Consider the following 23,845-nt stretch of genomic DNA (forward strand, 5'->3'; position numbering starts at 1 on the left):
ATCAGCGCGCGCGCCAGTCGCGCGGCCGGCAGCCGAAGCGCTGCTTGAAGCGGCGCGAGAAGTGGGAGAGGTCCGAGAAACCCCAATCGAAGGCAAGGGTCCCGATCGCGCGGTCCGCCATCGCGGGATTCCTGAGATCCCTGGCGGCGCCGTCGAGCCGATGGTCGATGACGTAATCGGTGAAGCTGGCGCCCGACCGCGCCAACAGCTTGTGCACGTAGCGCTCGCTGATGCCGACGGCGTCGGCGATGTCGGCAACCGCAAGGCCGGGCTCGCGGAGCCGCCGGTGAATGGCACGCTTCAACGCCAGCGTGGTTGCATCGGCGAGACTTTCCGACTCCGCAGCGCCTGCCCGGCTGCGCCGCGACAGGCTCACAGCGACCAGCTCGATCAAGGCACGGAACAAACGCACGCCTTCATCTTCGGTCATGCGCAGCGCCCCCTCGCCGAGCGTGCGCGCGGTCTCCACAATGAGATGGCCGACGAAGGGATCGTCGGAGAGACGGGCGGCAGCAACGTCAAATGAGGCCGGCAGCCGCTCGCGCAAAGCCTCTGCCGGCACCCAGAACGAGGCGACCCGCAATTGCGGACCACGATCGTGCAGAAGTGCAAACTGCCGATCGCTGTCGAAGATGCCGACCTGCCCCGGCGACAGGCTGATCTCGCGATTGCCTTGCAGGATGCGACAGCGGCCGGCCAGCTTCAAATTGAGGTAAAAGCAACTGCGGCCGGATGCCGCGATGTCTGCCGCAGATCGGCGCACCACGTGTTCGGGAAAGCTGACGCGATTGATCGCGGCATCGCCGAGACGGACGTGCTCGACGCTGGCAGGAAAGCCGGCGACGGCCGCCGGCTCCGGCGTCAGCTTCATGAACGCCTGGCAGATCGCCTCGCGATAATAGGCGAACTGCTCGTCCGCCCGCACGCCCGCGGTATTCCAGGCCGATTGGCGTGACGGAACGGCGTGCTTGATCTGCTGCATCGGTTCACTCCGAGACCAATCCGGTTCACTTCCAGCCAAGCGGCCAATCAGCCGCCGGTCCACAATTGACACGCAGCGGCGCCGGCCAGAGCGGCGCGGCGTCAATCTAACCATACCCTCGGGAGGAGCCACAACATGTCGACCTACGTTCTCGTCCATGGCGCCTGGCATACCGGCGCCGAGTTCGAGCCTGTCGCCGCACCGATCCGCACCGCCGGCCATCAGGTCCATACCCCCACCATCAAGGGCAACCGTCCCGGCGACGCCAAGACCACCGGGCTGAAGGAAGCGATCCAGTCGATCGCCGACTACCTTGCGGAGAATGATCTGGAGGACGTGGTCCTGCTTGGCCATTCCTATGGCGGCATGGTCATCACAGGCGTCGCCGACCTGGCGCCGGAGCGCATCCGCCGCCTGGTCTATTGGAATGCCTTCGTGCCCAACAACGGCGAATCCCTCAACGACATGGTGCCACCGCACTTTGTCGGGCTATTCGACGCGATCGCGGCCGAACGCGGCGACGGCTCGGTGGTGCTGCCTTTCCCGATCTGGCGCGAAGCGTTCATCAACGATGCCGATCTGGAGACGGCACAGCGCGCTTACGACGTCCTCAATCCGCATCCGCTGGCGACCTTTGCCGACAAGATCGCGCTCAGGACCAATCCAGCCGAGATGCCGCTCGCCAAATCCTACATCAATTGCACCGAGGACACCGCGCTTCCGCACAGCCATGGCTGGCATCCGCGGCTGTCGGAGAAGCTCGGCCTATTCCGCCTGGTGCAGGTGCCGGGAAGCCACGAACTGTGCTTCTCCGATCCGGCACGCCTCGCCAAGGCGATCATGGAGGCGGGGCGCGACTGATCGAAACGTCCCGCGATGGCGCTCACGATCCGTGAGCGCCACTCAATTCGGATGCCACCAGCGGCCGCCGATGACGACGCCCTCCGAGACGATCTTGCGGTCGCCAATGAGATGCTCGCCGACCACGTCCTCATAGTCGAACTGGCCTTGCTTGACCGTAACAAGCGTGGCGTCGCCAACGCTGCCGGGCTTGAGGCTGCCGAGCTCGGGACGGCGCAGCGCCATCGCCGCATTCACCGTCGAGGCCGCGATCACATCGGACAGCTCCATGCCCATGCACAGGAATTTCGACATGGTCGTGACCTGGTCGTAGGCGGGGCCGTCGATGCAGAGCTGGTGGATATCCGAGGAGATCGTGTCGGGATAGAAGCCGTTGGCGAGCATCGCGCGCGCGGTCTTGAACGCGAACGAGCCCTTGCCGTGGCCGATGTCGAACAGCACGCCGCGCTCGCGCGCATCCAGCACCGCCTTCTTCACCGTGCCCTGCGCGGTCGCCGGCGTGTTGGGGAACGGGCGGAACGCATGGGTGAGCACGTCGCCGGGCCGCAGGCGTGCCAGCACGTCCTCATAGCTCGGCGGCGGATGGTCGATATGCGCCATCAAGGGCATGCCGACCTCGTCGGCAACCTCTAGCGCGATGTCGAGCGGCACCGTTCCTGATGTCCCCGAAGAATGCAGTCCGACGCGGACCTTGATGCCGACGATGAGATCACGGTTGGCATCGGCCACCTCGGCCGCCTCGATCGGATTCATCAGCCTGAGCTCCTCGCTCTCGCCGACCATGATCCGGTGCGAGAAGCCGAAGATGCCGGCATGCGACACGTGCAGATAGGCGAGGATGCGGACCTGGCTCGGCTCGATCACATGCTTGCGGAAGCCGGCGAAATTGCCGGGCCCGGCGCTGCCGGTGTCGACCGCCGTGGTGACGCCGGAGAGGCGGCAGAATTCCTCGGCGTCGATGCCGAGCGACGTGCCGCCCCAATAGACATGGGTGTGCAGATCGATCAGACCCGGCGTCACGATGTATTTCGAGACATCGCGCACATCCGTGCCGGGATCGATCTTGAGCCCGCTGCCGATGGCGGCGACCTTGCCGCCGGCGAAGGCAACATCGGTCACGGCATCGAGCTTCTGCGAGGGGTCTACCACGCGGCCGCCGCGCAGGATCAGGTCGAAAGGCATCATGGTCTCCGGATGGGGGCAGCGCGGCGGGACCGGCATGCCGGCCGGGCCGCGAAGGAAGGAAGCCATTCGCTTCTAGCAATTTTCGCGCCGAATGGCGCGCCAAAGCGCGACGGCGGCCTATGAAGAATGGGGATTTCCGGGAAGATTCGAACTTCCGACCTACGGTTTAGGAAGCCGTTGGTGGGGTATAGTGAGTGCCCGCTCCGACCGAGGACGTACGAGGCCGCTGCCATGCGTTCATGGCGTGCTCTGCGCGATCGCGCGCGTGGGCTGCAGTGGGATTCGATAATGAGATTCGCAGGCGGGGGATCATCCCGCCGTCCAACTTCAGGCGCGGCCTTTGTCGGAGGATCCCCCAAGAGATCCTCCGACGCAGTTGTTGAGTACCAGCTCGTGCTGGCTGACCCGTCTCCTACGCGAAGTGGAAGTCGTGGCTGTTCAGCTTGTCGAGCTGCGTATTCTTCAGCGTGAGGGTATCGCTCCCCGCCGCGATAACGACGTCGTGGCCCGACTGGGCCGCGTGGGAGAGAACGCTCGCAAAGCTGTCGAACACGCTCTTGCTGAACTCGATCGTGTCGTGAGCAGGTCCTCGCGCAGCGAAGTCCTTGATGACGTCCTGCCCGAAGTTCGACGCAAATGTGAACGTATCCGCACCCGCTTTACCCACCATGACATCGTTGCCGGTGGTGCCGGTCAGCGTGTCGCTGCGGCCCGTGCCGATGATCGCCTCGCCCGAGCTGGTTCCGACCACTTGGCCTGTGGTGTCGACCTGCTCCGCGGTAAAGGCGTGGGACTTGCCCGACAGGTCGGAGGTCTGGAAGCTCCACTTGCCGTCGGCACCCGTCGTGGCCGAACCGACCGAGGTCGTGCCGTCGAGCAGCTTGACCTCGCTGTTCGGATCGGCAGTGCCCTTGATCGTCGCGGTGTGATCCCAGTGCGGGCGCACATTGGTAACTTCGACGGTTGAGGTGTCCTTGCTGCCGCCGTGTGAGCCAATCGGCGGATCAATCGGCTGCGACAGAGCGCTGGTGTTGCCGGCCGCGTCGGTGGCGGTCGCGGTGAAGGTGTGGGACCCGTGCTTGAGATTCGGGGTCGTCACGCTCCAGTCGCCGTCACTTGCAACGGTGGTCGAGCCGAGCAGGGTCGTGCCCTCATAGAGCTTGATCAAGCTCCCCGCCTCCGCCGTACCGGATACCGTTGCGCGGTTATGTGTGGTCGGATCGCTCAACAGGACCGGAGCATCGGGGGCAGCGCTATCCACCGTGACATCCAGCGCAGTCGATGCCTTGCTGGTGACGCCGGAGACCGTGTCGGTCGCAGTGAAGCTGTGCTTGCCGTCCGGCAGCGCGGCGGTCGTGTAGTGCCACGCGCCGTTCGCATCCGCCGTGACGGTGCCGAGCTGGGTCGTACCGTCGAGCACTTTGACCGTACTGTTGGCAGCTGCTGTCCCCGCCAGGGTCACCGTTTTGTCGCTCGTGATGTGATCACCGGCAACACCGCTGTCGGTCGAGAACGAGGCGATCTTCGGCGCCGCCGGCGCAGTGGTGCCCGTACCCGACGTGCCCGAGCCGGTGGAGCCCGAGGTTCCAGAACCGACGACCGCGTCCACGGCCGTCGAGGCGGCACTGACGTTGCCGGCAACGTCAATCGCCTTCGCTGTCAGGGCGTGCGAACCGGCCAACAATGCAGACGTCGTGACGCTCCACGCACCGCTCGAGCTGGTCGTCGCGGTGCCGACCTGGGTCGTTCCGTCAAACACCTTGATCGTGCTGTTCGCTTCGGCAGTCCCCGACATCACGACCTGATTGGCAGTGTTGACGGTGTCACTCGCAATCGTCGGTGCAGCGGGCGCCTTGGTGTCGACGGTGACTGCCACCGCAGCCGATGCCACGCTGGTCTGCCCCGACGAGTTGGTCGCGGTCGCCGTCAGCGTATGCTTCGCATCGGTCAAGACATTCGTGATGTAGTCCCAGCTTCCGGTCGACGTCGCAGTCGCGGTACCGATCTGCGTCGAACCGTCATAAACCTTGATGGTGCTGCCTGCGGAGGCTGTCCCATGCAGAGCGATCTTGTTCGCATCGGTGATGCCGTCGCCGATCTTGCCCGTATCGGGTGACCAGGATGCGATGGTCGGCGCTGCCGGGACATCGGGGGTTGAGGGAGGCGGAGGCGACGTCTTCCATCCCGTGCCGAGCTCGTCGTTGTTCGACAGGACGGGCGTGTTGCCCTTGAAGTAATAATAACCCCACGTGCCCTGGCCAAGTTCGTTGTTGGTGAACGAGACTCCGGAAATCTTGTCGGTGCTGCTGAAACTACCATCGGAGTAAAGGGTGAAGCCGCCCCCTGCAAGATAGTTGCCGTCCACCTGAATGTTGGAGACCGGACCGAAGTCATTATTGATCATCACGGCCGAGACGAAGCCGTTCTCGTTGATGACCGTGTTGTGCCGAATGACGACGTCTGAAACGCCGCCGTTGATCTCGATACCATCGTAGTGCGGGCCACCCAATGACGTGCCGAGACGCACATCCGGCGCATTCATGTCGTGGATATAATTGTCCTGGACGAGGCTCGGGCCGGTGACAATAATACCGTTCTCCACGTCATGGATGTCGTTACGTAGGAAGGTGCCGGACCCGACAATACCGTTCGCGCCATCTGGGCTGCTTCCAACGTTCAGAATCTCGCTATCCTTGACGACAGTTCCTGTAATGCCATCCTTGATCCAGATGCCTGTCCAATCACTGGACGTGATGCGGCTATTCTGAATCGTGACGTTATCGGCCAGGACCGAAATCGTGCCTTTGACATCGAGAGCGTCGATGACGGTACCTGGCTGAGTGACAGTCACGTCGCCCGATGGAGTCAGGATAACGCCATCAGGAAGACCGGTGCTATTCGCGTCTGGAAATCCAGCAATTGCCATGTTTGTTATTCCCCTGAGCAATGCACGCGCAGACTGAGTTTCTTGCGCGTACGGTTCGATATGTCGCGGCTCAGTCCAACTCGATCGGTTCTTTGCCGCCCCATCAGAAGCGTGTTCGAATTGGCACGCGCCTTTTTTGAGACGATTCATTGACCCGAGAATGGAATTTTTAAATCGCGCCAGCCGCAGTTTCTGCCGCCGCCCAAATTAAATATTATCGTGGAGCGAGGCTCATGATTAGGATTTAATTTCGATCGACCTGCTATTTAAATTGGCGGCGCCCCTGTGATCTCCGTCCCTCCCAATATTTATTGCGCCCTCACGTCGCAGGCCGCTTCGCCAAATCGCCAACGGCGGCCGCACGCACGAGGCGGCGCCGCCGCCTACAACGACGCTGCGGACGCCTGCCCGAACCTCGCCTCTCAGAACGAGAATTACTTCCGCGGATTTTCGATAGATCTGCCGAGGGTCATCTAGCCACGCGGCCGTGGCATCCCGCGTGCCGTCTCAAGGACACCCGCGACCGCATGCCTGCAGTCAGCGGGGAGGCGCCGCAGGGCACTCATTGCTGGCAAGAAACTACAAAGACTGGCGATCCCGGGAAGACTCGAACTTCCGACCTACGGTTTAGGAATTAGCCGGTCCAGCCTAACGATCGTTAACCATACCTAACCATTCTGGATGAATTCGATCATATTTCTCGATAAATCTTTGAATTTATTGGGTATGTTTGGCTAAGAATGTCGCGCCCCGTAACGAGCCAAAACACCCATAGCTTGTTACCCGGACGTTACCCGGATCGGTTCAATGGCAAAGCCACTTACGGCTGCAGCAGTCAGGAAGCTGCGCCCTAGCAATGTTAGAAGGGAGATTCCCGACGGAGCTTGTCCCGGCTTACACTTGATTGTGCAGCCGACCGGTACAAAATCTTGGGCTCTCCGCTACCGCCGACCGGATAAGCGTCCAGCCAAACTTGTGCTCGGGTCGGTCTATGACGTCGATGTAGTAGACTGTGAAGAACCTCCCGTCATTGGAGGGCATCTCACGCTTGCCGGGGCGCGCCGTATAGTCGCGGAGCTACGCCATCAGCTCGCCCAGGGGCGCGATCCCGCCGCAGCACATTTCGCGCAGCGGGACTTAGCGCGATCGGCTCGCGAGCAACATGCCAAGCATACCTTTGAGATCGCGGCACGCGACTTTATCGAGGAGTATGCAGCAAAGAAAACGAGGCGGTGGAAAGAGCAGGCTCGCCTTCTCGGCTTGTTGCCCAAGGATTTGTCGCTGATAGCAAACGGGCTGGCGTATCGATGGGCCAAGCGTCCCATTATCGAAATTGACGGGAACGACATTTTCTCTGTCATCGACGAAACCAGGCGCAGCGGAGCCCCTGGCCTTGCTCGAAGGAGCCAAGGCCCTACGGAGTCTCGTGCTAGGGCTATGCTGAGCGTTCTGTCGATGATGTTCTCATGGCTCGCACAGCAACGACGTGTCAGCATGAATCCGTGCACTGAAGTGCACCGCCCAGGTACACCAAAGCCTCGGGACAGAGTGCTTTCTGACGCTGAGATCATCAAGTTTTGGTACGCGTGTGAAAGTGAACAGATCAGCTTCTCAGCTCCGCTGAAGCTACTGCTAATCACGGGCTGCCGATTGAACGAGGTGGCAGGGATGCGCCTGTCCGAGCTCTCGGATGATCTGTCGACTTGGGTGATTCCTGGAATCCGAACCAAGAACGGGCTTCCACACACGGTACCAATACCGCAGCTCGCAACGGACATTCTTCGAGATGCCCTGCCGCGCACAGCTCGCAACGATTTTGCATTTTCCACCACAGGATACTCGCCGGTAAGTGGTTGGTCCAAGGTCAAAGGTCGCCTCGATCGGCACATGAAAGTACCCGATTGGCGGCTACACGATCTGCGTCGCACTGCGGCGACAGCCATGGCTGAACTTGGCATCGCTCCTCACATTGTCGAGGCCGCACTCAATCATGTCAGCGGCGCCAAAGCAGGCGTGGCAGGCACATACAACCGAGCCCAATACAGCGCTGAGAAGAAGGACGCGCTTAGGCAATGGGCTGAGCACCTAGTCGCCCTTGTTTATAGTGAGCGCGATAACGTTGTGACGCTATCGATGCGCGGCCGATGACCGATAAAATCCCTCCATTCAAGCCCGAAGCTGGGAAAGAAGAGCAATGGAGGGAACATATGCTCTGCTGGCTTGAGGAAAAGATCGATGAACAAAACGCACTAGAGATTCGTCGGTCTGGCGGCTCAGTCTCAGTCGAAGATTGGTGCAAAGCCCTGGCTCGTACGGGTGAACTCGGTCCGCTTAAGGAGCAATTCCCTCACGTTGCAGAATTTATTGCCGAGCCGGCCCGCAAAAGAGGAGAGAAAAGATGGAAGGCAAGCAAGTTCAGTATCGCCAAGTTAGCCGCTGACTTCGCGCGCCGCATCCGGCGGCTTTGGTGGGACCATCATGGCCGGAAGAACCGAAGCCGTGACCAGATTAGCGCTGAAGAGTTTGCGGTTCTCATTTGCAAACGCTGGTTCCCCCGGGACGCAGCTCGCCTGACGGTCGCTAAAGTGTTGGCTGCGGCCAAGCCCAGCGGCAAGCGAGCCAAGAAGATGCCGCGCCAAAAGGCATATCTTGCGCGGTAGATTTCGCGCAAGCGACTCGCAAAAGTCAGCTCTCTTAACTTTCCTGGAGCGACATATGCCAAGTCCAACTCTCCCTGACCAATTCGTGCCAGATCGAATCGTGGCAAACGAATTCAATGTTACCTTGATGACGCTTTGGCGTTGGTCGCGCGATCCAAATCTAGGTTTTCCACCGGCGATAAAAATACGACGGAAGAACTTCCGATCGCGCACAGAAATTGAAGCGTTCAAGGAACGGCTGCTCATGGGCGCGCTTCGCCAACGGTCAGCAACGCTTGATAGCCAGCAGCCTGGCGCGCCTCTCGTGGCGACCGCCCGTCAATCGACCAGACATAGCTAGGCCACCGACATGTACAAAGAACCTACTCCGCAAGCTGAAGAGGCTGAGGCACTTTTTAACGAAGCCGTCCGATTTATCGAGCGCGATTATGGAGGTGCATACGCTGAGAGAGACTATCCCATACTTTTGCTAGCCTACATTGTGGCGCGCGTATCTAATCAGTCAGCAAAATAGCCTTGAGAGCGCGAAGTCACAGCGCATCAGCACTTTGTACAACAATGCAATCTGGGTGCGACGCAATCAGAAATCGCCCCAGAGAGCATAGTCAAATCCCTGCAAGATCTCCTTGGGACTTGGGAAGACGGTAGAGACCTGTTGCCTCACGTTCAACAAGCCCGGCGTCGACAAGCTTGTAAATCAGTTGCTTAACGTTCAGCTTCTTTCCATTTACCGCATTTGAGATGGCATCGATGCTCATCGGACGCTTCCCGTCCGCTAGCGCTGCCATGATTGCAATCCGTTGCTCAGATTTGGCGTCTCGAATCTGCGGGCCCAAATTCTGCAGATGCATATTTTCGTCGAACATTACTGCAAGTTTGAACTCGCCGTTCTCGGAATCACGGCCGTTTCCCCATAACGACAGCGACCCGTCTTGCTCTTTGGCCAAAATCAAAACGCCGTCGACGCCGCCAGCTAGTCCTAGTGTACCTGAAAGTGTATCCATCTGATCTTCTGCACCCATCTTACGCTGATGATGCAGGACCAGAATTGAAATTTCGGCTTCGGATGCGAGAGCTTGCATACGCACCATCGCTTCGTAGTCCGCTTCGTACTGCGACTCCTGAGAACGGCCCTTGGGCTGCCGCACCCGCTGCAGGATGTCGACGATGATAAGCCGCGGATTGCGACTCGCCGCTTTCGTCTCCAGAATCCAGCGTTTCATGAATTCGATACCGCCATCATGCAACCGTGGCCATTGGGTGGCGTACGTGATATCCGGCCAATCGTTCTTCAGCGCGCCAAGCATCTTGGTCATCCGCCGCTGCAGCCGACGATCATTGTCTTCCAGGAACAGAGCTAGCACCGCGCCCTGTTCACACTCTGCGCCCATAAAGAGCCCACCGGACGCGACCGCATTGGCAATGTCGAGAGCAGTCCAGCTTTTTCCGACTTTGGGCCGTCCGCCAAAGAGCGTAAGTCCTTCAGGGAGGATCTGGGGTACAATCCACTTAAGTTCCGCAAACGTCTGCTTCTGTAGCTCCTTCGTCGATCGGAGCAATCTCTCATAACTGACCTTCGGCGATCCCTTGGGTTCTCGAGCTTCGGCCTCGGCCTCCATTCGAGCCATCAAGAATGCTTCTTTGCTACGCTTTTGCGGCGCGTCCATTACGCCGCTCCTTTTGCAAGCATGATGCGATAGGCATCGCGCCAGCGCCGATCCTCGCGATCAGCCAGGAAGTATATGGTTTCAGGCCCGATAGAAGTGATCTTCGCACACTCACGCCATTTATCGGCGCATCCTTTTCCTGGATACTTGTGTGGAGCCTCTCGGCTCCACTCGTCGAAATACTCGAACCCAGCATCACCTAGGGCCGCGTATATTCCGCAGCCGATTCGAAACCAATCGAGGTAATCGATATCAGCTGGAATGACCCGGAGCGCACACCAAATTTTTAGATCGACATCCTCTGCGGACAGCAAGTCCGACGGATCGCTCGATAGACCTAGACCGGCGTCCCGCACCCACATTGCGAGTGTGTCGGGAGCCAAAGGAGCTTGTTCAACGTTTGCAAAACAAGACCTACGGGGTTGGCGCTGCTCTCGCTGTTCACAGACGAGATCAACGAGCCAAGCTGGGGGCGCCGCGATGGCAGCAGCGTTTGTTATCCATCGTCGTCCCCGCGAGGGGGGTGCAATCACGTTGAAGTTCTCGCCAAGAACGTCGATGCCGTTCCCCAAATTCGACGCGCTCGTGCGAACCCGATAACCTGGATGTTTGTAATACCAGTGGCGTCCGCCAGTCGGCGACTCGGCAATTGCAGTCCACGGCAGCGTCCCCCGATGTCGATCCAGTAGTTCGGCAAGGGACGCGCTCCCATTCTTTCCATTCTTGTTATCGATCTCGATAACGAAAAAGCCAGATGTGAAGCCCGTCTCGATTGCAACACCGGCGCTCGGAAACCGGCGAAACATCTGCTCGACCACTTTGAGATCACTTGAAGCCCCCCACCGTCGACCTGTCACCTTTTCTGAAAGATACGCTGCACGGGAATCCACCCTGACAGGATAGACTGACCAACCTCGGCGGGCGTAGCTCAACGCCGCACGGAGGACTGGTGCTGGTTCAACCGAATCCGCAGTGCTATACTTGATCATGGCTTGTTCCTCTAACGAACAGGCAGGTTGTTGACCCGCTCGGACAGTTGGCGCTGTCTGAGCGGGTTTGGTTATGAGCGTGGGCGGGTGTTGATGTATTCCGCAACCTCGTCTTCAAAGAACGCTATGCGCCGAGGACTGATGCGAATGGGTCGCGGAAAGTCCGCTATTGTGCGCTTCCACCGGTAAAGAGTGACAGGATGACAGCCAACGCGGCGCGCGCACTCACGCGGGCCGATGAGCGCTCGCCCTTTGCTGACCGCAGAATTGGGAAATTCTGTCGGCATGGGCGTCGCTTCAGAGGCTGGTGAAAGACGACGGCTTGCAAAGCTACTAGACGATTTCGGCATTCTGCGTTCTCCAGTTTAGGAGAACCAGAGCGGCCACGACTCAAGCGCAAAAGATCTGCAGGATTTGGTTTCGGCGCGCGCTCAAGATGCAGAACCGCAATGGTTCTCGGGTTCTTGAGCGCCCAGCGGTTGACTCACCGTAGTGGAACAAGCCGCCTTATTCGGACCGATCTAGCATGACACGTGCGGGGCGCGACGCTTAGCTTGCCTAAAGTTTGCCAGCGCTGCTGGTTGCACGCAAGGGCTAATTTACATTTGCTAGCGGCCGCCTCAACCACCGTAATGGTTGCTGCGGTTGCTTTAATGCCAGCAACCGGGAATGAGTGTGGTCTTGCAGCAAATGGACGCCAATGGGCAGGCGGCCATATCGGCAATCGCAGCAACCGCTCTACCAGGCGCAATCCAAGCAACCGAAGCAACTGGCGCAACCGGTTACTCGCGACAACCCGTGCAAACCAAGCAAATCCCGCAACCGGACTTGTCCCTTTTACGGCTCCAAAGCTTTTTGGTCACAGCAACCGCAATTCACCCGCCCTTGCTGTATAATAGCGGCCTTATAGCGGCCAATTGCCTTACGTCGGAGCGCCGTTAGTGTAAGCAACCTACATAGGTTATTCTTTGAATGCCCGGTTCAGGCAATTCTTCACTTGCTCGTTCAACGTCTTTCAAGAAAGGTACGCGAAAGCCAACAAATAGTGGTCGGACGAAGGGCGCACGCAACAAGACAACCCTAATCCTGAAGGAGGCTGCCCTCCTCGCAGCTGAAGCCTGTGGTGAGGACGGCAAGGGAACGAACGGTCTGGTTGGATTCCTAACCAGTCTCGCACAACAACAACCTGCGGTGTTCGGGCGGCTGCTCGAAAGGATTTTGCCGATGCAGTTCCGCAATAAAGCGGAAACGACAGGTGTACTTTCCGCGGATGAAGCTGCCCAACGACTAAGAGAACGCGGTCTGCCGGTGCCCTCGCCTTTTCACAAGCCAGATTTTGCTCGGAGGCAGGTTAGCTAAGTGCCGCATCAGTGCCGCGCTTATATCAACGATAGGCCTTGTCCGTCTCGCGACAGGGTTATTGCTCCGAGGACAATCGCCAGCGCGCCGAGTAACAAGCGCCTGTCGACGTTTGTGAAAGACAAGCCACGCAATGCCCATCGTTGCGGTGCTCTCGAGATTCAGCATCAACGATCCGGATGCGGCCGGGGTCCTGCCGAGTGCGAGCATCAATAGCAGCGGACGGAGGATACCTCCGAAGATGACAAAAGCCCCAAGTTAAGGCACGTCGTGGCGTCTTGGGGAGCCTCAGGTGCGGAGAGCCCAATGGCCGACCGCGCAAAAGTGCACGCCGGCCAGGCCCAGGCCGGCACGAAGATAGGCTGATGCTGGCGAGCAACAACTTTGAAACACGCGCGGCAATACCAAGCTGGACGGCCGACCCGAGGGCCAATGGGATCCCCGGCAATTGAACCGCTGATGTTGAGCTGCACGGGCTTGGCCCTTCAGAATAACCGCTCTATTGCGCAGTGTATCTGGCCGTCAGGGAATGGCCATGCAGACTGGCGGAAAAGACAACGACCGCTTTTGGCGTGAGCTCGGCCTGAAGTTTCCCCGTCATCATGTTTGGGCTGGCCGGAGAGAGCGGAACTGTGACCGTCTTGCCGCTGTCCTGGATCGTTGCGCGGCCATGCATCTCCTTTGTGGACAGCGGCGATCCGTCGTCGTCTCCCACGTAGAAGAAGATATCCAGCCCTTTCCGAACGAACTCGATCGGATGGCCTTGGGACTTGACCACCGGGCCGCCGTTGCTGCCCTTGGTCTGCGCTGCAGCAAGTTGAGGCATGGCCGCGATCAAGGTGATCATGGCCGAAAAGAGGTACTTTCGCATTCTTGGTCTCCTTTGGTGGGTGATACGGAATCAGTAGGCTTCCGCATGGGTGAGAGTTGCGGCGTGCTCGGACACAAGGCGGTCCAGCGGTCTTTTGCCGAGCATCGAAAACAGGATGGGGGTCACGAGTGCATCGAGGATCGTGGTGCTCAGCAGACCGCCAAAGATCGTGACCGCTACCGGGTGCAGAATTTCGCGGCCTGGCTCGTCCGCGCCGATCAGAAGCGGAGTCAGCGCAAGTCCCGCACAAAGTGCCGTCATCAAAACGGGGCTGAGGCGTTCCATGCTGCCACGGAGGATCAGGCCGGTCCCGAAAAGCTCCCCTTCGTGGATGGCCAGGTTGATATAGTGGGAAATCTTCAGGATGCCGTTACGCGCTGAGATGCCTGCCAGCGTAATGAAGCCGATCATCGAGGCGACCGACAGCGGTTGACCGGCGATCTTCAGACCAGCCACGCTGCCGATCAGGGCCATTGGAATCCCGCCCATTACGATGAGCGCCAGGGCAATCGATCGATACCGGCTGTAGAGCACGGTGAAGATCATCGCGAGTGATGCAAGCGACAGGGTGCCGATACGCCAGTAAGCCTCTTGCTGCGCCTGGAATGCGCCCTCGAGGTTCGTAGTGTAGCCCTGCGCTAAATCGAGCTGCGAAACGGTTCTTTGAATGTCGGCGGCAATGTCGGCAATATCGCGGCGGCCGTCACCGTTGCCGTAAACAACGATTCTGCGCTGGGTTCCCTCGCGTTGAATCTGATTTGGACCATCCGTCTCGATAATTTCGGCCAGCGCGCTCAGTGGCACGAATTCAAGGCCGGTCGGGATCAGGAGGTTCTGCAGTCCCGTCGTCGAACGATCCTGCTCTGAAAGGCGCATCACGACGTCGAAGCGGCGATTGCCGTCCACGATCTGGGAGACCTTTCGGCCATTCGATAGCGTATCGAGCGCCTGCGTGATGGCGGCCGGCGTCAAACCATGAAGGGCGGCGCGGGCGTAATCGACCTGGACCCGCACCTGGGGAATGAGCACCTGCTTCTCGACCTGAAGATCGACCAGCCCCGGAATCGTCGAGAGGCGCTGGCGCGAGGTTTCGGCCAGCCGGCGCAATATCTCGATGTCCTGCCCGTAAATTTTAAGCACGATCTGGGCGCGGATACCCGATTGCAGGTGATCGAGCCGGTGACTGATAGGCTGCCCAATGGCAACAGACGCGGGCAATCCCGACACAGCTTCGCGGATGCCGGCGTAAATGTCTGCCTTGTCGCGCTTCGACCGAACCAGATCGACATCGATTTCGCTGTAATGGACGCCTTCGGCGTGTTCATCAAGCTCCGCGCGGCCGGTGCGGCGGCCGACGGATTTGACTTCCGGCACCTTTGCAATCAGTTGCTCCGCCAGCAGCCCGAGCCGGTGCGATTCCGCGAGCGAAATGCCGGGATTGTATTGCAGCGACAGAACAAGCGTCCCTTCGTTGAAGGGCGGTAGAAAACTGCGTGGCATGAGGCTCGCTGCGTAGAAGGCCATCACGACCGCTACCGCGACTGAGCCGAGCACAAGTCCGCGCTGCTCGAATGCCCAGCCAAGCAGACGTCGGTACGCCTGCTTCAATCCTCGCACGACGGCACTTTCGCGGTCGCCTGAATGAGCTCGCCCGGAAAGCAGATAGTAGGACAAGACGGGCGTTACCGTTACCGACGTCAGCAACGAAGCGAGTATCGACACCACATAGGCAATGCCGAGTGGCGTGAACAGCCGGCCTTCGATTCCTGGAAGCGCGAATAGTGGGACGAATACGAGGACGATGATCATCGTCGCATAGACGATGCCGGAGCGGACTTCCTGGCTCGCTTGGGCGATCACTTCAAGAACGGGCCGCGGCGCGGCCGAGGCGGCATTCTCCCGCAGGCGCCGCAGAATGTTCTCGACGTCCACCACGGCATCGTCGACCAGCTCGCCAATGGCGATGGCGAGGCCACCGAGCGTCATCGTGTTGATCGTGAACCCGAAGGCGCGGAACACCAGCGCGGTAACGAGGATGGACAGTGGAATGGCTGTGAGCGAAACGAACGCCGCCCGTCCATTCATCAGAAAAATGAAGAGAACCACCGCAACAACGATCGCCGCCTCGACCAGGACCCGCTGGACATTGTGGATCGACGTCTCGATGAAGGTGGCTTGGCGGAATTGAACGTTGGTGACGCTGATCCCCGACCGCATGGTGCGCTGCAAGTCCGCGAGCGTCGTCTCGATATTCCGGGTCAAGGCGACCGTGTCCGCCGCCGGTTGCTTCATCACGCTGACGATGACTGCCGGCTTCCCGTTATAGCCGGCGTCACCGCGCTTGGTGCGCGCGGCAAAGTCCACCTGCGCGACCTGCTTGAGCAGGATTGGCTGCTTGTCCTGTATCGCAACGACGGTGTTGCCGAGGTCCGCGATCTGCTTGGTGAGGCCGACATTGCGGATCAGATATTCGCGGCCGTGCTGGTCCACGAACCCGCCGCCGCTATTGGTGCCGAATTTGGCCACCGCCTGCTCGATCTGGTCATGGGTGATGCCGAGGGCCTGCATGGTCGCGATGTTCGGGGTGACCCGATACTGTCGAACTTCTCCACCGATCGGAATCACCTGGGCCACTCCCGGAATGGCGAGCAATTGCGGGCGGACGACGAAGTCCGCGATCTCGCGAACTTCCATGGGGGAAGCTCTGCCGTCGCTGGTCAGCGCGATCAGCATGATTTCGCCCATGATCGACGTCACCGGCCCCATCTGCGGATTGACGGCGGAGGGCAGTTGCTCGCGTATCAGCGCCAGCCGTTCTGAAACGAACTGTCGGGCGCGGTAGACGTCCACACCCCAGTCGAACTCGACATAGACGATTGAGAGTCCGACACCCGAGACCGAGCGGACCCGTATGACCCCGGGCATACCGTTCATCGACGTCTCGATCGGGAACGTCACAAGCTGTTCGACCTCCTGAGGAGCCAGTCCTTCGGCCTCGGTCAGAATGTTGACGGTCGGACGGTTGATGTCGGGCAGGACGTCGACGGAAATGCTCGGCAGGACAAACAGGCCATAACCAACAAGCACGGCAGCGGCCGCCAGCACGAACAGGCGATTTCGCAGGCTCGCCGTGACGATGAGCTTGAACATGCGCGGCTCCTACCGGATCTGGTTGATGAGGTCGGTGCCGCGGACGACAACCCGCTCACCTCCGCTGAGGCCAGATGCAATCATCACGCGTGCTGCGTCCACCGGAACGACCCGTACCGGGTGTGGCTCGAAGCGCTCGGTGGCCGTGTGCAGCCAGACAATATTCTCCCCGTTGCTGCTTCGCGCGACAGCGTCGCGTGGAAAGATCAGGCCGGAGACGGACGCGCCGCTCTGAAGCATCACGTTCAAGGGCTGGCCGATGTTGAGGCCTGCCGGCGGCTCCGGGATGGCAAACTGAACGACGGACGCATGCTGCCGCAATGCGCGGCTCGTTCCGACATGGGACAGCGCAATCGTTTGTCCGTTAGGCGCGATCGCCGTCGCCGCTTCAGGAGCCTGCAGCCCGATGTCCTCATAGGCCAGCGCTTCAGCCCACAGGCTCCCGGGGTCGGCGATCTGGAAGAGAACGTCCTGCGGCTGAATCACCTGCCCTGGCACGACCTTGGCCGCGGTGATGATGCCATCGGTGGATGCGCGCAACTCCTCAAAGCCGGTGCGGGAATTGCGAACGGTTTCGCGGCGCGCCCGCAGCCCTTCCAATTCGCTTTCAAGGTCGTTGACCTGCCCTTGTGGCACCGCGCCGCGCTCGGCCAATGGCCGCAGCCGGCGGAGCTTGTTCTCGGTGACCGCCATCAACTGTTCGATCTCGCCAACCTTTTCGAGAATCGTCGTGCGGTCGGCGACCGGCAAATGCGGCTCGATCTGGATGAGAACGTCGCCTTTCGCGACTGTTTGGCCGATGCGCGGTATCGCGCCGCCATTGGGAATGACGCGGCCGCCGTAGATGCTTTGCACGATGCTGCTGCGGTTTGGATCGGCGATGACGCGGCCGATCAGGTTGACGGCGGGGCGGATCGTCTGCGGTTCGGCCACAGCGGTGCGTACATCAAGCAACCGCTGGGTCGGTTTGGCGGCGAAGGCGGTGCCGTCCTGCAGACGCCTCGGCGCATCGCTCAGCGCCGGTGCTTCGGGTGGACCAGCGGAGTTCGCACCGGTCTGGCTTTCGCCAAACGACGTCGCGGCGAGAACAACGAATATGGTCGACGCCACTGCCGAGACTATTGCCGCAAGTCTGCGGCCCGACCGTAGTGAATAGCCCAAAAGCAGACCGAAGCCGGCAGCAGCAACGGCAAACGCTGCCACGAGACGACCGGAGGAAAGCCAGCCACGCTCATGCGCTTGAGCCGGACTGGCCGGCTGCGGCGCAGCCAGTGAATCCACCAGGAGATCGTCGCCCTTTTGGGCTGACACCGAGAAGATGACTTCCACCGATTCGGCTGGCTGCCCAGGCATGGCAAATGTGTAGAGTCCGCTTCCTGCCTTCGAGGCCTCGACGGCGGCGGAATCGCCGACCGTCACCTGCAAGGTCGCATCCGAGACCGGCTCGTTGGTGACGGCATCGTCAAGATAGATCGAAAGCTGGTTGTCCCGGAGGATCCCGACGATCTCGTAAAGCTCGGATCGCGCCGCAACCCTCGGATATGCCGATGACACCACCGGCGCTTTGTTGACCTCTCCGTGGTCGTGCCCCTCATGCGCGCTGGAGCCGGCCCACCCAAAGATCAAACTCGCCAGGCACGCAAGAACCGCCAGCCCAAGCCGCGCGAGCCGCCCTTTCGGACAGCATAGTATCGTCAACATGGAAAATCCCTTCAGACATGCGAAACGGCGGCGGCCGGAGGGCCGCCCGAATTACGCGATGCTGAGGGTACTCGGTGGTCGGATCAGACCTTTGGGTCTGACGCCATTGATCGGCTGCACGGCAGGCGATTCGACGAGACCAAGCAACTCGAACGGGCTGTGCAGAGCGGGCGGCTCAGGTGATGCGATGGAGGTGCCGAACAAGTTCCAGCTCAGGCTCGGACCACCATCGTCATCGTGGTCAGCACCGTCGTGAACATGGCCTTCCGAATTGTCTCCGCCATGCGAATGGACATGACCCGCCAGCTGATCGTGAAAATGCACGGAGCCGCTCAAGGACACGGCCGGCTCAGGTATGGCGCCGAAAACAGCTTCCGCCTGAGAGACCGAAATCAAGGTGCCCTGAAGCACAAACGCCGATATCGCCAGGAACATGATTGCTCTGGCGATATGGCGAAGGCGTTGAAGACGATCGTGCGACACGGGCCGCATTTAAGAGATTTTGGTAGGTTTTTCAAGGAGACGACAGCGCGTCCGTGACTTGGACGTGCCGCGGCACCACGGGCGCATACTAGAACTCCCATCGAAGGCACAGAGCAGCATTCAGCCCGACCCATCGGCAGATATTCGATCGAGGCGAAGCCGATGCCGATGGTCGGTTAGCAGGTGTGCGCTCCCCAGGACTGCAGCCAGCGTTCCCAACCCGGTCCCGCCCGCGATTAGAAACATGATCAACAGCTGATACTTTACCGCATCAACCGGCTCGACGCCCGCGAGAATCTGTCCGGTCATCATCCCAGGCAAGGAAACGAGGCCGATGGCAGCCATGCTGTTCATGATGGGCATGAAGCCGCTTCGCAACGCGTCGCGTATGATCGGCAGAAGGGCTTGGTGTCGGGTGCCGCCTAGCGCAAGACAGGCTTCCACGGCGGCTCGTTCACGCACTAGGCTGTTTGTGAGCACGTCCAGGCCGAGGCTTATGCCGGTCATGGTGTTGCCCAGCATCATGCCAAGCAAAGGCAGCGCATAGCGCGGATGGTACCAAGGATCGGGGCGTAGCTCGGTCAGGAGCGCGAACATCGTGACGGTACCGGCGGCGAGTAGCGTGCATGTGGCTCCCAGGCCGTATTTCCAAACACCCGTAAGACGCCGCTTCTGCCGCGCGACGATTTCCCGCGAGGCGAAGAGAACCATGATGAACGCGGCGAGTGCGGTCCAAATCGGCGAGACCGCGGCAAACAGGAACGTCAGCACGTATCCGACGAGGAGGAGCTGTACCACCATGCGCACGGTCGCGATGGCCAGTTGCTTCTCGAGCTTGAGGCGGAGAACAAGCGACAGGACGCCGTCCATGACGACGAGGAGCGCGGGTAGGATCAGATCGCCGTAGGAAAGCTGGATGTAGGTCACGGCAGGCTTTCCTTGATGTTCCCATCGGGGCTCATCGCGAATATCCTTGACCCGACGCGGCGGGCTTGAGCGTCATCGTGGGTGCTCCAGATGACGCTCGTTCCATCCGCGACACGTTCGGCAATCAAAGCCTCGACGGCGGCGGCGGATACCGAGTCGAGCGCCGAAGTCGGCTCATCCAATAGCAGGACGCGCGACCGCAGCATCAGCCCCCGCACAAGCCCCAATCGCTGTCTCTCGCCCGTCGAAAGTCTCTGAACCGGCCAAGGTCCGCAGTCGTCCGGAAGGCCAAGACGCATGACCAGCGGTAGTGCATCATCCCAGGCCGTGAAGTGCTCCTGCACAATGTCAGACCACCAGCCGGGCTCGGCGGCGAGATAAGTCACTCGCTTTCGCCAGGCGGGTGCGGGCACCGCCTCCCTCGGCGTTCCGTCAAGCTTGACCGCCCCTTCGTTGGGATCGAGGTCCGCGATCGAGCGAAGCAGCAAGGTCTTTCCGACCCCGGATGGCCCCTGCAGGGCGACGCATTCGCCGTCCTGCAGATCGAATGACACTGAGATGTGCAAGCGCTTGAGCCTGCTGACCGTCAGCATGCGTCAAAGCTTGAGCTGCAAGCGATCGGCAACCCGTCGGGCGATCTCCGCCGGTGCCTCGGTCGGGTACGGATGCACCGAACTGACGTTGATCTCGCCGAGCACGTAGCTGTCGCTCCCGTCGGGCTGGACAGGGCCGAGCATAAAGTCCGCATCCCAGATAGCTGGCAGGTCACTTCGCGCGATATCCAGTAACGAGGTCAGCTGCGGCGTCCACTCGTTCTCCATCAGCCGCCGCAGTCGCTGGAAGCGAGGGTCTGCGTTCGACGTGTAGAGCCGCGGGCCGGCCCCGGCTCGTGCGGCCGGTGACTCCACCAGGGCTTTGACCTTGTGGTGACCGAAGCCGGCGCAGCGATCGCCGGCCATGTAACAACGCACGACGCCCTCGCCCAGGCGGGCCTGGAACGCTTGGTCGACCACGCTGCCGTTCTCGAAATACTCCGCACAGCGGCGGAGAAAATCGTCCAGCGTCAGTTCCTCCGGCGTGTCTTTGGTCGCGTCCAGCACCCTGATCATGGATGAGGTCGGCAGCTTCTCGACTTTCCAGACGCCCTGGCCACCGTTGCCCCGGTTGCGTTTGATCACGCGCGGGCCCGAGGCGAGCCGCGCCGGTAGCTCGGCGCGCATCGCCGCCGCGGTCTGGTACAGCGCCGTGTCGCTTCCCCAGCCCATGGACCGGGTGCGATAGAGAACCTCCTTGGTGCCCATCTTGAGGATGACGTCCGGATGAGCGCTCACCCAAACGCCTTGCGCGGCGACGTCGCGCAGCAGGGCATCGAGACCGGCCCGGTTCCGGCCGTCTTGGATGGGGTTGACCCAGACGAGCACTCCATCCGCTGAGAGCAGTTGTTCGCGCGCGGCGTCCGCAAAACTCTCGTCGTAGATCACTGGACGCCCGTCGATGCCGACGGCGGCAAGCGCTTCGAAGACGTCGACGAAGCGGCCGCTTTTCGGGGTGGCATCTCGACGCGCGGCGGCGTCTCCTCGCGAGAGGATGGCTACCGTACGTCGGGGAGAGGAATGTCTTTCAGTGTCCATGCGCAAGCTCCACGTGTTGCGTGCTGCGCAGAGCTTGGACCGAAGTCTCGCCGGGAGTCTGCTTGATCCCGCCCAGGCAGTCTACGTGAGATCGCGCGGATCCTTCAAGTGGCGGTTTTCCTGCCCGTCGCGTTGACCCAGCGGTGAGGTCCTTTCGTTCCGGACGGCGGTGAAATTTTCGTGACGTTCGGTTTCACGCGCCCAGGCGATCGCGGGTTGACAGCCCGGCGGTCTGAGCATTTTATTCGGGTCACGGGGATATGCGATCTCCCCGCGAGGCGTCATGCCCAAGAATCGCGTCCTGATCAACAAGGACGCAGCGTGTCAGCATCGAGCACCTACCTTTCACCCGACAAACTGTGTCGATCGGTACGCTCGGCGCCCGGGCCGACGCCGGGCCTGACCGCGGCGTCGTGGCCTTTCGCGCATGTTCGACGGCGCCCTCGCGCAGTTGAACGCAGGTCTTCCTCCTACACGACCGATGTTGCCGCGACAGGATCAAGAGATCGCACGACGCGCCGGCCAACAAGGTCAGGTGCAGCCGGGAGCAGGACTACTTCTGGGGCTGGGACAACCAGGAGATCAGACATGCGAACATCGACGATTTATCGGGCAGCGCTCTTCGTAGCGCTTGCGGCGGGACTCTCGCCTGCCCGCGCTCTGACCCAAGACGAGCTCGTCGCCAAGATCCAGGCGGCCGGCTACTCGCAGGTGACCGACGTCAAATCGACCGCCGAGGGCATCACGGCCAAGGCTGTGAAGGACGGCAAGCCGGTGACTCTCGTCGTCGACAGCAGCGGCCAAATCAAAGAGCGAAACTGAGATGGAGGACGCGCACGATGAAACTCAGAATCTGGTCCCTGGCCGTGACCGGCCTCGCTCTCGCCTACTTGCCCTTCGTCTACATGGCACGCGCGCAAGCGATCGATTGGCAAAAGGTCGACGAGACCCTCGGCCGGAAGGCCGCGGTCTCCGATGACGTCCACCGCTACGGCTTTCCACGTAGCGACCTTTCGGTGACCCTGGACGGCGTGACGATCAAGCCTTCGCTGGCGCTCGGCGGATGGGTCGCCTTCAAACCTGGACACGGTGGCGCCATGGTCATGGGCGACCTTGTGCTGCTCGATACCGAAATCAATCCCGTGATGGCGAAGATGATCGCGAGCGGTCTCGAAATCACCGCCGTGCACAATCATCTGCTGCGCGCGAGCCCGGCGACGTTCTACATGCACGTGGCCGGCCACGGTGCCCCCCTCAAGCTGGCCTCGGCGATCCGTGATGCGCTGGCCGAGAGCAAGACGCCATTGACGGTCGCGGCCCCGGTGGCCCAACCACCGGCCGTCGATCTCGACACCGCGAAGCTCGACCAGATCATCGGTGTCAAAGGCCAAGTTAACGGCGGCGTCTACCAGTTCAACGTGAAGCGGCGCGACCCGATCACGCAAGACGGCATGCCGTTGACGCCCGTCGGCCCGATGGGCGTCGCGATCGGCATCAATTTCCAGCCGACCGGGGGCGGGAAGGCAGCCATCACGGGCGATTTCGTGCTAACCAGCGACGAGGTCAACCCCGTCATCCTGGCGCTGCGGACGCACGGCATCGAGGTGACGGCGCTGCACAGCCACATGCTGGACGAGCAGCCGCGGCTTTTCTTCATGCACTTCTGGGCGAATGACGACGCCGTGAAGCTCGCCGAGGGTTTGCGCGCGTCTCTCGACAAAACTGCCAGCACTAGGAATTGACTTGCCGGCAAAGATGTCGTGCAGACTTTCCGCAGTCGAGAAGTCTGTTTCGGGAAAGAAAAGATGCCAACAAGCCGACCGGCAGCGAAAGCGCAATAAGCATGATGGGAGAGGTCGTCGGAAAGCCTAGAGACTGAGCCCCCCTACGCCGGAAAAATCGCGTGGCCTGCAGCCCAAGCAAGCCGGCCGTGCCTATGTTGAGTTGTTCAAATCTTGACGTGGGCTGTAGCCATCCTTTGAGGTAACCGTACCGGCCTTGGCGTTGACGGTAATTTGTTACCTTAGAAGAGCTAGGGGTCGTCTGGTCACCGCTATTACTGGGCGGCTCCTAGGGGACCTTGGGCGACTCCGTAGAGGCGCCAACTTGTACCAGCCCCATTGGCTGCCCTGGCGCCGCGTGCCTGCAAAAACCGCCCTGTGGGGCTCCCGAGCGGCGGTTAGCTAAACCGCTGGCCAATGCCTGCAAGTATATGTTTAAGCGCAATTAATTGTTGGGAACGAAGTGATTGGGTAACGGTAGGGTATAGGACATTTCGCTTTATCAATCTTAGGTTGAGTGCTAGTATTACCTATGACTTTTGCCGCGGCCCGCCGCTTGGCTCGTTACTTTCGAGCGTTAGGCTATCAAGTGCGTCTTCAGAAACACGCGCTTCCGGCGACAGCGCCGTTCTACACGGTTCAAAAATGCCTAGTTCCGAGCGCTGATCCCGC

The 23,845-nt window shown here is 60.6% G+C and carries 18 protein-coding genes; 6 read left to right on the forward strand and 12 right to left on the reverse strand.

Annotation, left to right across the window (positions count from 1 at the left end; all coding sequences use genetic code 11):
- Nucleotide 1: 1 nt before the first annotated feature.
- Complete coding sequence (locus IVA79_RS02995; RefSeq protein WP_247550285.1) at nucleotides 2-982, reverse strand: helix-turn-helix domain-containing protein; 981 nt, start codon at nucleotides 980-982, stop codon at nucleotides 2-4.
- 135 nt (nucleotides 983-1,117) lie between these two features.
- Between IVA79_RS02995 and IVA79_RS03000 the strand changes: the two genes are divergently transcribed.
- On the forward strand, nucleotides 1,118-1,843 hold the full coding sequence (locus tag IVA79_RS03000; RefSeq protein ID WP_247550286.1) for an alpha/beta hydrolase: 726 nt from the start codon (nucleotides 1,118-1,120) through the stop codon (nucleotides 1,841-1,843).
- A gap of 42 nt (nucleotides 1,844-1,885) precedes the next feature.
- Here IVA79_RS03000 and IVA79_RS03005 read toward each other — a convergent pair whose 3' ends face one another.
- Both IVA79_RS03005 and IVA79_RS03010 read right to left on the reverse strand, forming a co-directional pair.
- Nucleotides 1,886-3,025, reverse strand: coding sequence for an amidohydrolase/deacetylase family metallohydrolase (locus IVA79_RS03005; protein ID WP_247550556.1), 1,140 nt, complete (start codon nucleotides 3,023-3,025; stop codon nucleotides 1,886-1,888).
- Between the two features lie 415 nt (nucleotides 3,026-3,440).
- A complete protein-coding gene (locus tag IVA79_RS03010) occupies nucleotides 3,441-5,954 on the reverse strand; it encodes an Ig-like domain-containing protein (RefSeq protein ID WP_247550287.1) in 2,514 nt (837 codons plus the stop codon).
- A gap of 807 nt (nucleotides 5,955-6,761) precedes the next feature.
- On the opposite strand from IVA79_RS03010, the gene IVA79_RS03015 reads away from it, so the two are divergent.
- Nucleotides 6,762-8,102, forward strand: a complete 1,341-nt coding sequence (locus IVA79_RS03015; protein WP_247550288.1) for a site-specific integrase — start codon at nucleotides 6,762-6,764, stop codon at nucleotides 8,100-8,102.
- Entirely contained in the window at nucleotides 8,099-8,614 is a 516-nt protein-coding gene (locus tag IVA79_RS03020; RefSeq protein ID WP_247550289.1) for a hypothetical protein, read from the forward strand. The genes IVA79_RS03015 and IVA79_RS03020 overlap by 4 nt, the downstream gene beginning before the upstream one ends.
- A 605-nt stretch (nucleotides 8,615-9,219) precedes the next feature.
- On the opposite strand, the gene IVA79_RS03025 is transcribed toward IVA79_RS03020, so the two are convergent.
- Both IVA79_RS03025 and IVA79_RS03030 read right to left on the reverse strand, forming a co-directional pair.
- Nucleotides 9,220-10,281 carry an AAA family ATPase gene (locus IVA79_RS03025; protein ID WP_247550290.1) on the reverse strand — a complete coding sequence of 354 codons (1,062 nt, stop codon included), beginning with the start codon at nucleotides 10,279-10,281 and terminating at the stop codon, nucleotides 9,220-9,222.
- Nucleotides 10,281-11,270: a bifunctional DNA primase/polymerase gene (locus IVA79_RS03030; RefSeq protein WP_247550291.1), complete on the reverse strand. Its 990-nt coding sequence runs from the start codon at nucleotides 11,268-11,270 to the stop codon at nucleotides 10,281-10,283. The genes IVA79_RS03025 and IVA79_RS03030 overlap by 1 nt, the downstream gene beginning before the upstream one ends.
- Before the next feature lie 972 nt (nucleotides 11,271-12,242).
- Here IVA79_RS03030 and IVA79_RS03035 point away from each other — a divergent pair.
- Nucleotides 12,243-12,629 carry a hypothetical protein gene (locus IVA79_RS03035; protein ID WP_247550292.1) on the forward strand — a complete coding sequence of 129 codons (387 nt, stop codon included), beginning with the start codon at nucleotides 12,243-12,245 and terminating at the stop codon, nucleotides 12,627-12,629.
- A 499-nt stretch (nucleotides 12,630-13,128) separates the two neighbouring features.
- Here the strand turns inward: IVA79_RS03035 and IVA79_RS03040 are convergent, their stop codons facing one another.
- The 7 genes from IVA79_RS03040 to IVA79_RS03070 all read right to left on the reverse strand — a co-directional run bounded on the left by IVA79_RS03040 (nucleotide 13,129) and on the right by IVA79_RS03070 (nucleotide 21,392).
- A complete protein-coding gene (locus tag IVA79_RS03040; protein ID WP_247550293.1) occupies nucleotides 13,129-13,500 on the reverse strand; it encodes a hypothetical protein in 372 nt (123 codons plus the stop codon).
- 30 nt (nucleotides 13,501-13,530) lie between these two features.
- On the reverse strand, nucleotides 13,531-16,650 hold the full coding sequence (locus tag IVA79_RS03045; RefSeq protein WP_247550294.1) for an efflux RND transporter permease subunit: 3,120 nt from the start codon (nucleotides 16,648-16,650) through the stop codon (nucleotides 13,531-13,533).
- Nucleotides 16,651-16,659: 9 nt separating this feature from the next.
- Nucleotides 16,660-18,351 (reverse strand): efflux RND transporter periplasmic adaptor subunit, encoded by a 1,692-nt coding sequence (locus IVA79_RS03050; RefSeq protein WP_247550295.1) that lies wholly within the window; start codon nucleotides 18,349-18,351, stop codon nucleotides 16,660-16,662.
- Between the two features lie 51 nt (nucleotides 18,352-18,402).
- A complete protein-coding gene (locus IVA79_RS03055; protein ID WP_247550296.1) occupies nucleotides 18,403-18,786 on the reverse strand; it encodes a hypothetical protein in 384 nt (127 codons plus the stop codon).
- Nucleotides 18,787-18,954: 168 nt separating this feature from the next.
- A complete protein-coding gene (gene fetB / locus IVA79_RS03060; protein WP_247550297.1) occupies nucleotides 18,955-19,761 on the reverse strand; it encodes an iron export ABC transporter permease subunit FetB in 807 nt (268 codons plus the stop codon).
- A complete protein-coding gene (locus tag IVA79_RS03065) occupies nucleotides 19,758-20,354 on the reverse strand; it encodes an ATP-binding cassette domain-containing protein (RefSeq protein WP_247550298.1) in 597 nt (198 codons plus the stop codon). Before IVA79_RS03065 ends, fetB begins: the two co-directional genes overlap by 4 nt.
- Nucleotides 20,355-20,357: 3 nt before the next feature.
- Nucleotides 20,358-21,392: a Cj0069 family protein gene (locus IVA79_RS03070; protein ID WP_247550299.1), complete on the reverse strand. Its 1,035-nt coding sequence runs from the start codon at nucleotides 21,390-21,392 to the stop codon at nucleotides 20,358-20,360.
- A gap of 588 nt (nucleotides 21,393-21,980) precedes the next feature.
- On the opposite strand from IVA79_RS03070, the gene IVA79_RS03075 reads away from it, so the two are divergent.
- Both IVA79_RS03075 and IVA79_RS03080 read left to right on the forward strand, forming a co-directional pair.
- Nucleotides 21,981-22,214: a PepSY domain-containing protein gene (locus IVA79_RS03075; protein WP_247550300.1), complete on the forward strand. Its 234-nt coding sequence runs from the start codon at nucleotides 21,981-21,983 to the stop codon at nucleotides 22,212-22,214.
- 83 nt (nucleotides 22,215-22,297) lie between these two features.
- The gene (locus tag IVA79_RS03080) at nucleotides 22,298-23,134 is read left to right on the forward strand and encodes a DUF1259 domain-containing protein (RefSeq protein WP_247550557.1); all 837 of its coding nucleotides are present in this window, start codon (nucleotides 22,298-22,300) and stop codon (nucleotides 23,132-23,134) included.
- Nucleotides 23,135-23,845 lie beyond the last annotated feature (711 nt).

This window comes from Bradyrhizobium sp. 138, assembly GCF_023074075.1.
Taxonomy (GTDB): domain Bacteria; phylum Pseudomonadota; class Alphaproteobacteria; order Rhizobiales; family Xanthobacteraceae; genus Bradyrhizobium.

What these genes read in the sequence shown, in the direction of transcription:
- IVA79_RS02995 (WP_247550285.1), bottom strand. Translation starts at nt 982, where the DNA reads ATGCAGCAGATCAAGCACGCCGTTCCGTCACGCCAATCGGCCTGGAAT.
- IVA79_RS03000 (WP_247550286.1), top strand. Translation starts at nt 1,118, where the DNA reads ATGTCGACCTACGTTCTCGTCCATGGCGCCTGGCATACCGGCGCCGAG.
- IVA79_RS03005 (WP_247550556.1), bottom strand. Translation starts at nt 3,025, where the DNA reads ATGCCTTTCGACCTGATCCTGCGCGGCGGCCGCGTGGTAGACCCCTCG.
- IVA79_RS03010 (WP_247550287.1), bottom strand. Translation starts at nt 5,954, where the DNA reads ATGGCAATTGCTGGATTTCCAGACGCGAATAGCACCGGTCTTCCTGAT.
- IVA79_RS03015 (WP_247550288.1), top strand. Translation starts at nt 6,762, where the DNA reads ATGGCAAAGCCACTTACGGCTGCAGCAGTCAGGAAGCTGCGCCCTAGC.
- IVA79_RS03020 (WP_247550289.1), top strand. Translation starts at nt 8,099, where the DNA reads ATGACCGATAAAATCCCTCCATTCAAGCCCGAAGCTGGGAAAGAAGAG.
- IVA79_RS03025 (WP_247550290.1), bottom strand. Translation starts at nt 10,281, where the DNA reads ATGGACGCGCCGCAAAAGCGTAGCAAAGAAGCATTCTTGATGGCTCGA.
- IVA79_RS03030 (WP_247550291.1), bottom strand. Translation starts at nt 11,270, where the DNA reads ATGATCAAGTATAGCACTGCGGATTCGGTTGAACCAGCACCAGTCCTC.
- IVA79_RS03035 (WP_247550292.1), top strand. Translation starts at nt 12,243, where the DNA reads ATGCCCGGTTCAGGCAATTCTTCACTTGCTCGTTCAACGTCTTTCAAG.
- IVA79_RS03040 (WP_247550293.1), bottom strand. Translation starts at nt 13,500, where the DNA reads ATGCGAAAGTACCTCTTTTCGGCCATGATCACCTTGATCGCGGCCATG.
- IVA79_RS03045 (WP_247550294.1), bottom strand. Translation starts at nt 16,650, where the DNA reads ATGTTCAAGCTCATCGTCACGGCGAGCCTGCGAAATCGCCTGTTCGTG.
- IVA79_RS03050 (WP_247550295.1), bottom strand. Translation starts at nt 18,351, where the DNA reads ATGTTGACGATACTATGCTGTCCGAAAGGGCGGCTCGCGCGGCTTGGG.
- IVA79_RS03055 (WP_247550296.1), bottom strand. Translation starts at nt 18,786, where the DNA reads ATGTTCCTGGCGATATCGGCGTTTGTGCTTCAGGGCACCTTGATTTCG.
- IVA79_RS03065 (WP_247550298.1), bottom strand. Translation starts at nt 20,354, where the DNA reads ATGCTGACGGTCAGCAGGCTCAAGCGCTTGCACATCTCAGTGTCATTC.
- IVA79_RS03070 (WP_247550299.1), bottom strand. Translation starts at nt 21,392, where the DNA reads ATGGACACTGAAAGACATTCCTCTCCCCGACGTACGGTAGCCATCCTC.
- IVA79_RS03075 (WP_247550300.1), top strand. Translation starts at nt 21,981, where the DNA reads ATGCGAACATCGACGATTTATCGGGCAGCGCTCTTCGTAGCGCTTGCG.
- IVA79_RS03080 (WP_247550557.1), top strand. Translation starts at nt 22,298, where the DNA reads ATGGCACGCGCGCAAGCGATCGATTGGCAAAAGGTCGACGAGACCCTC.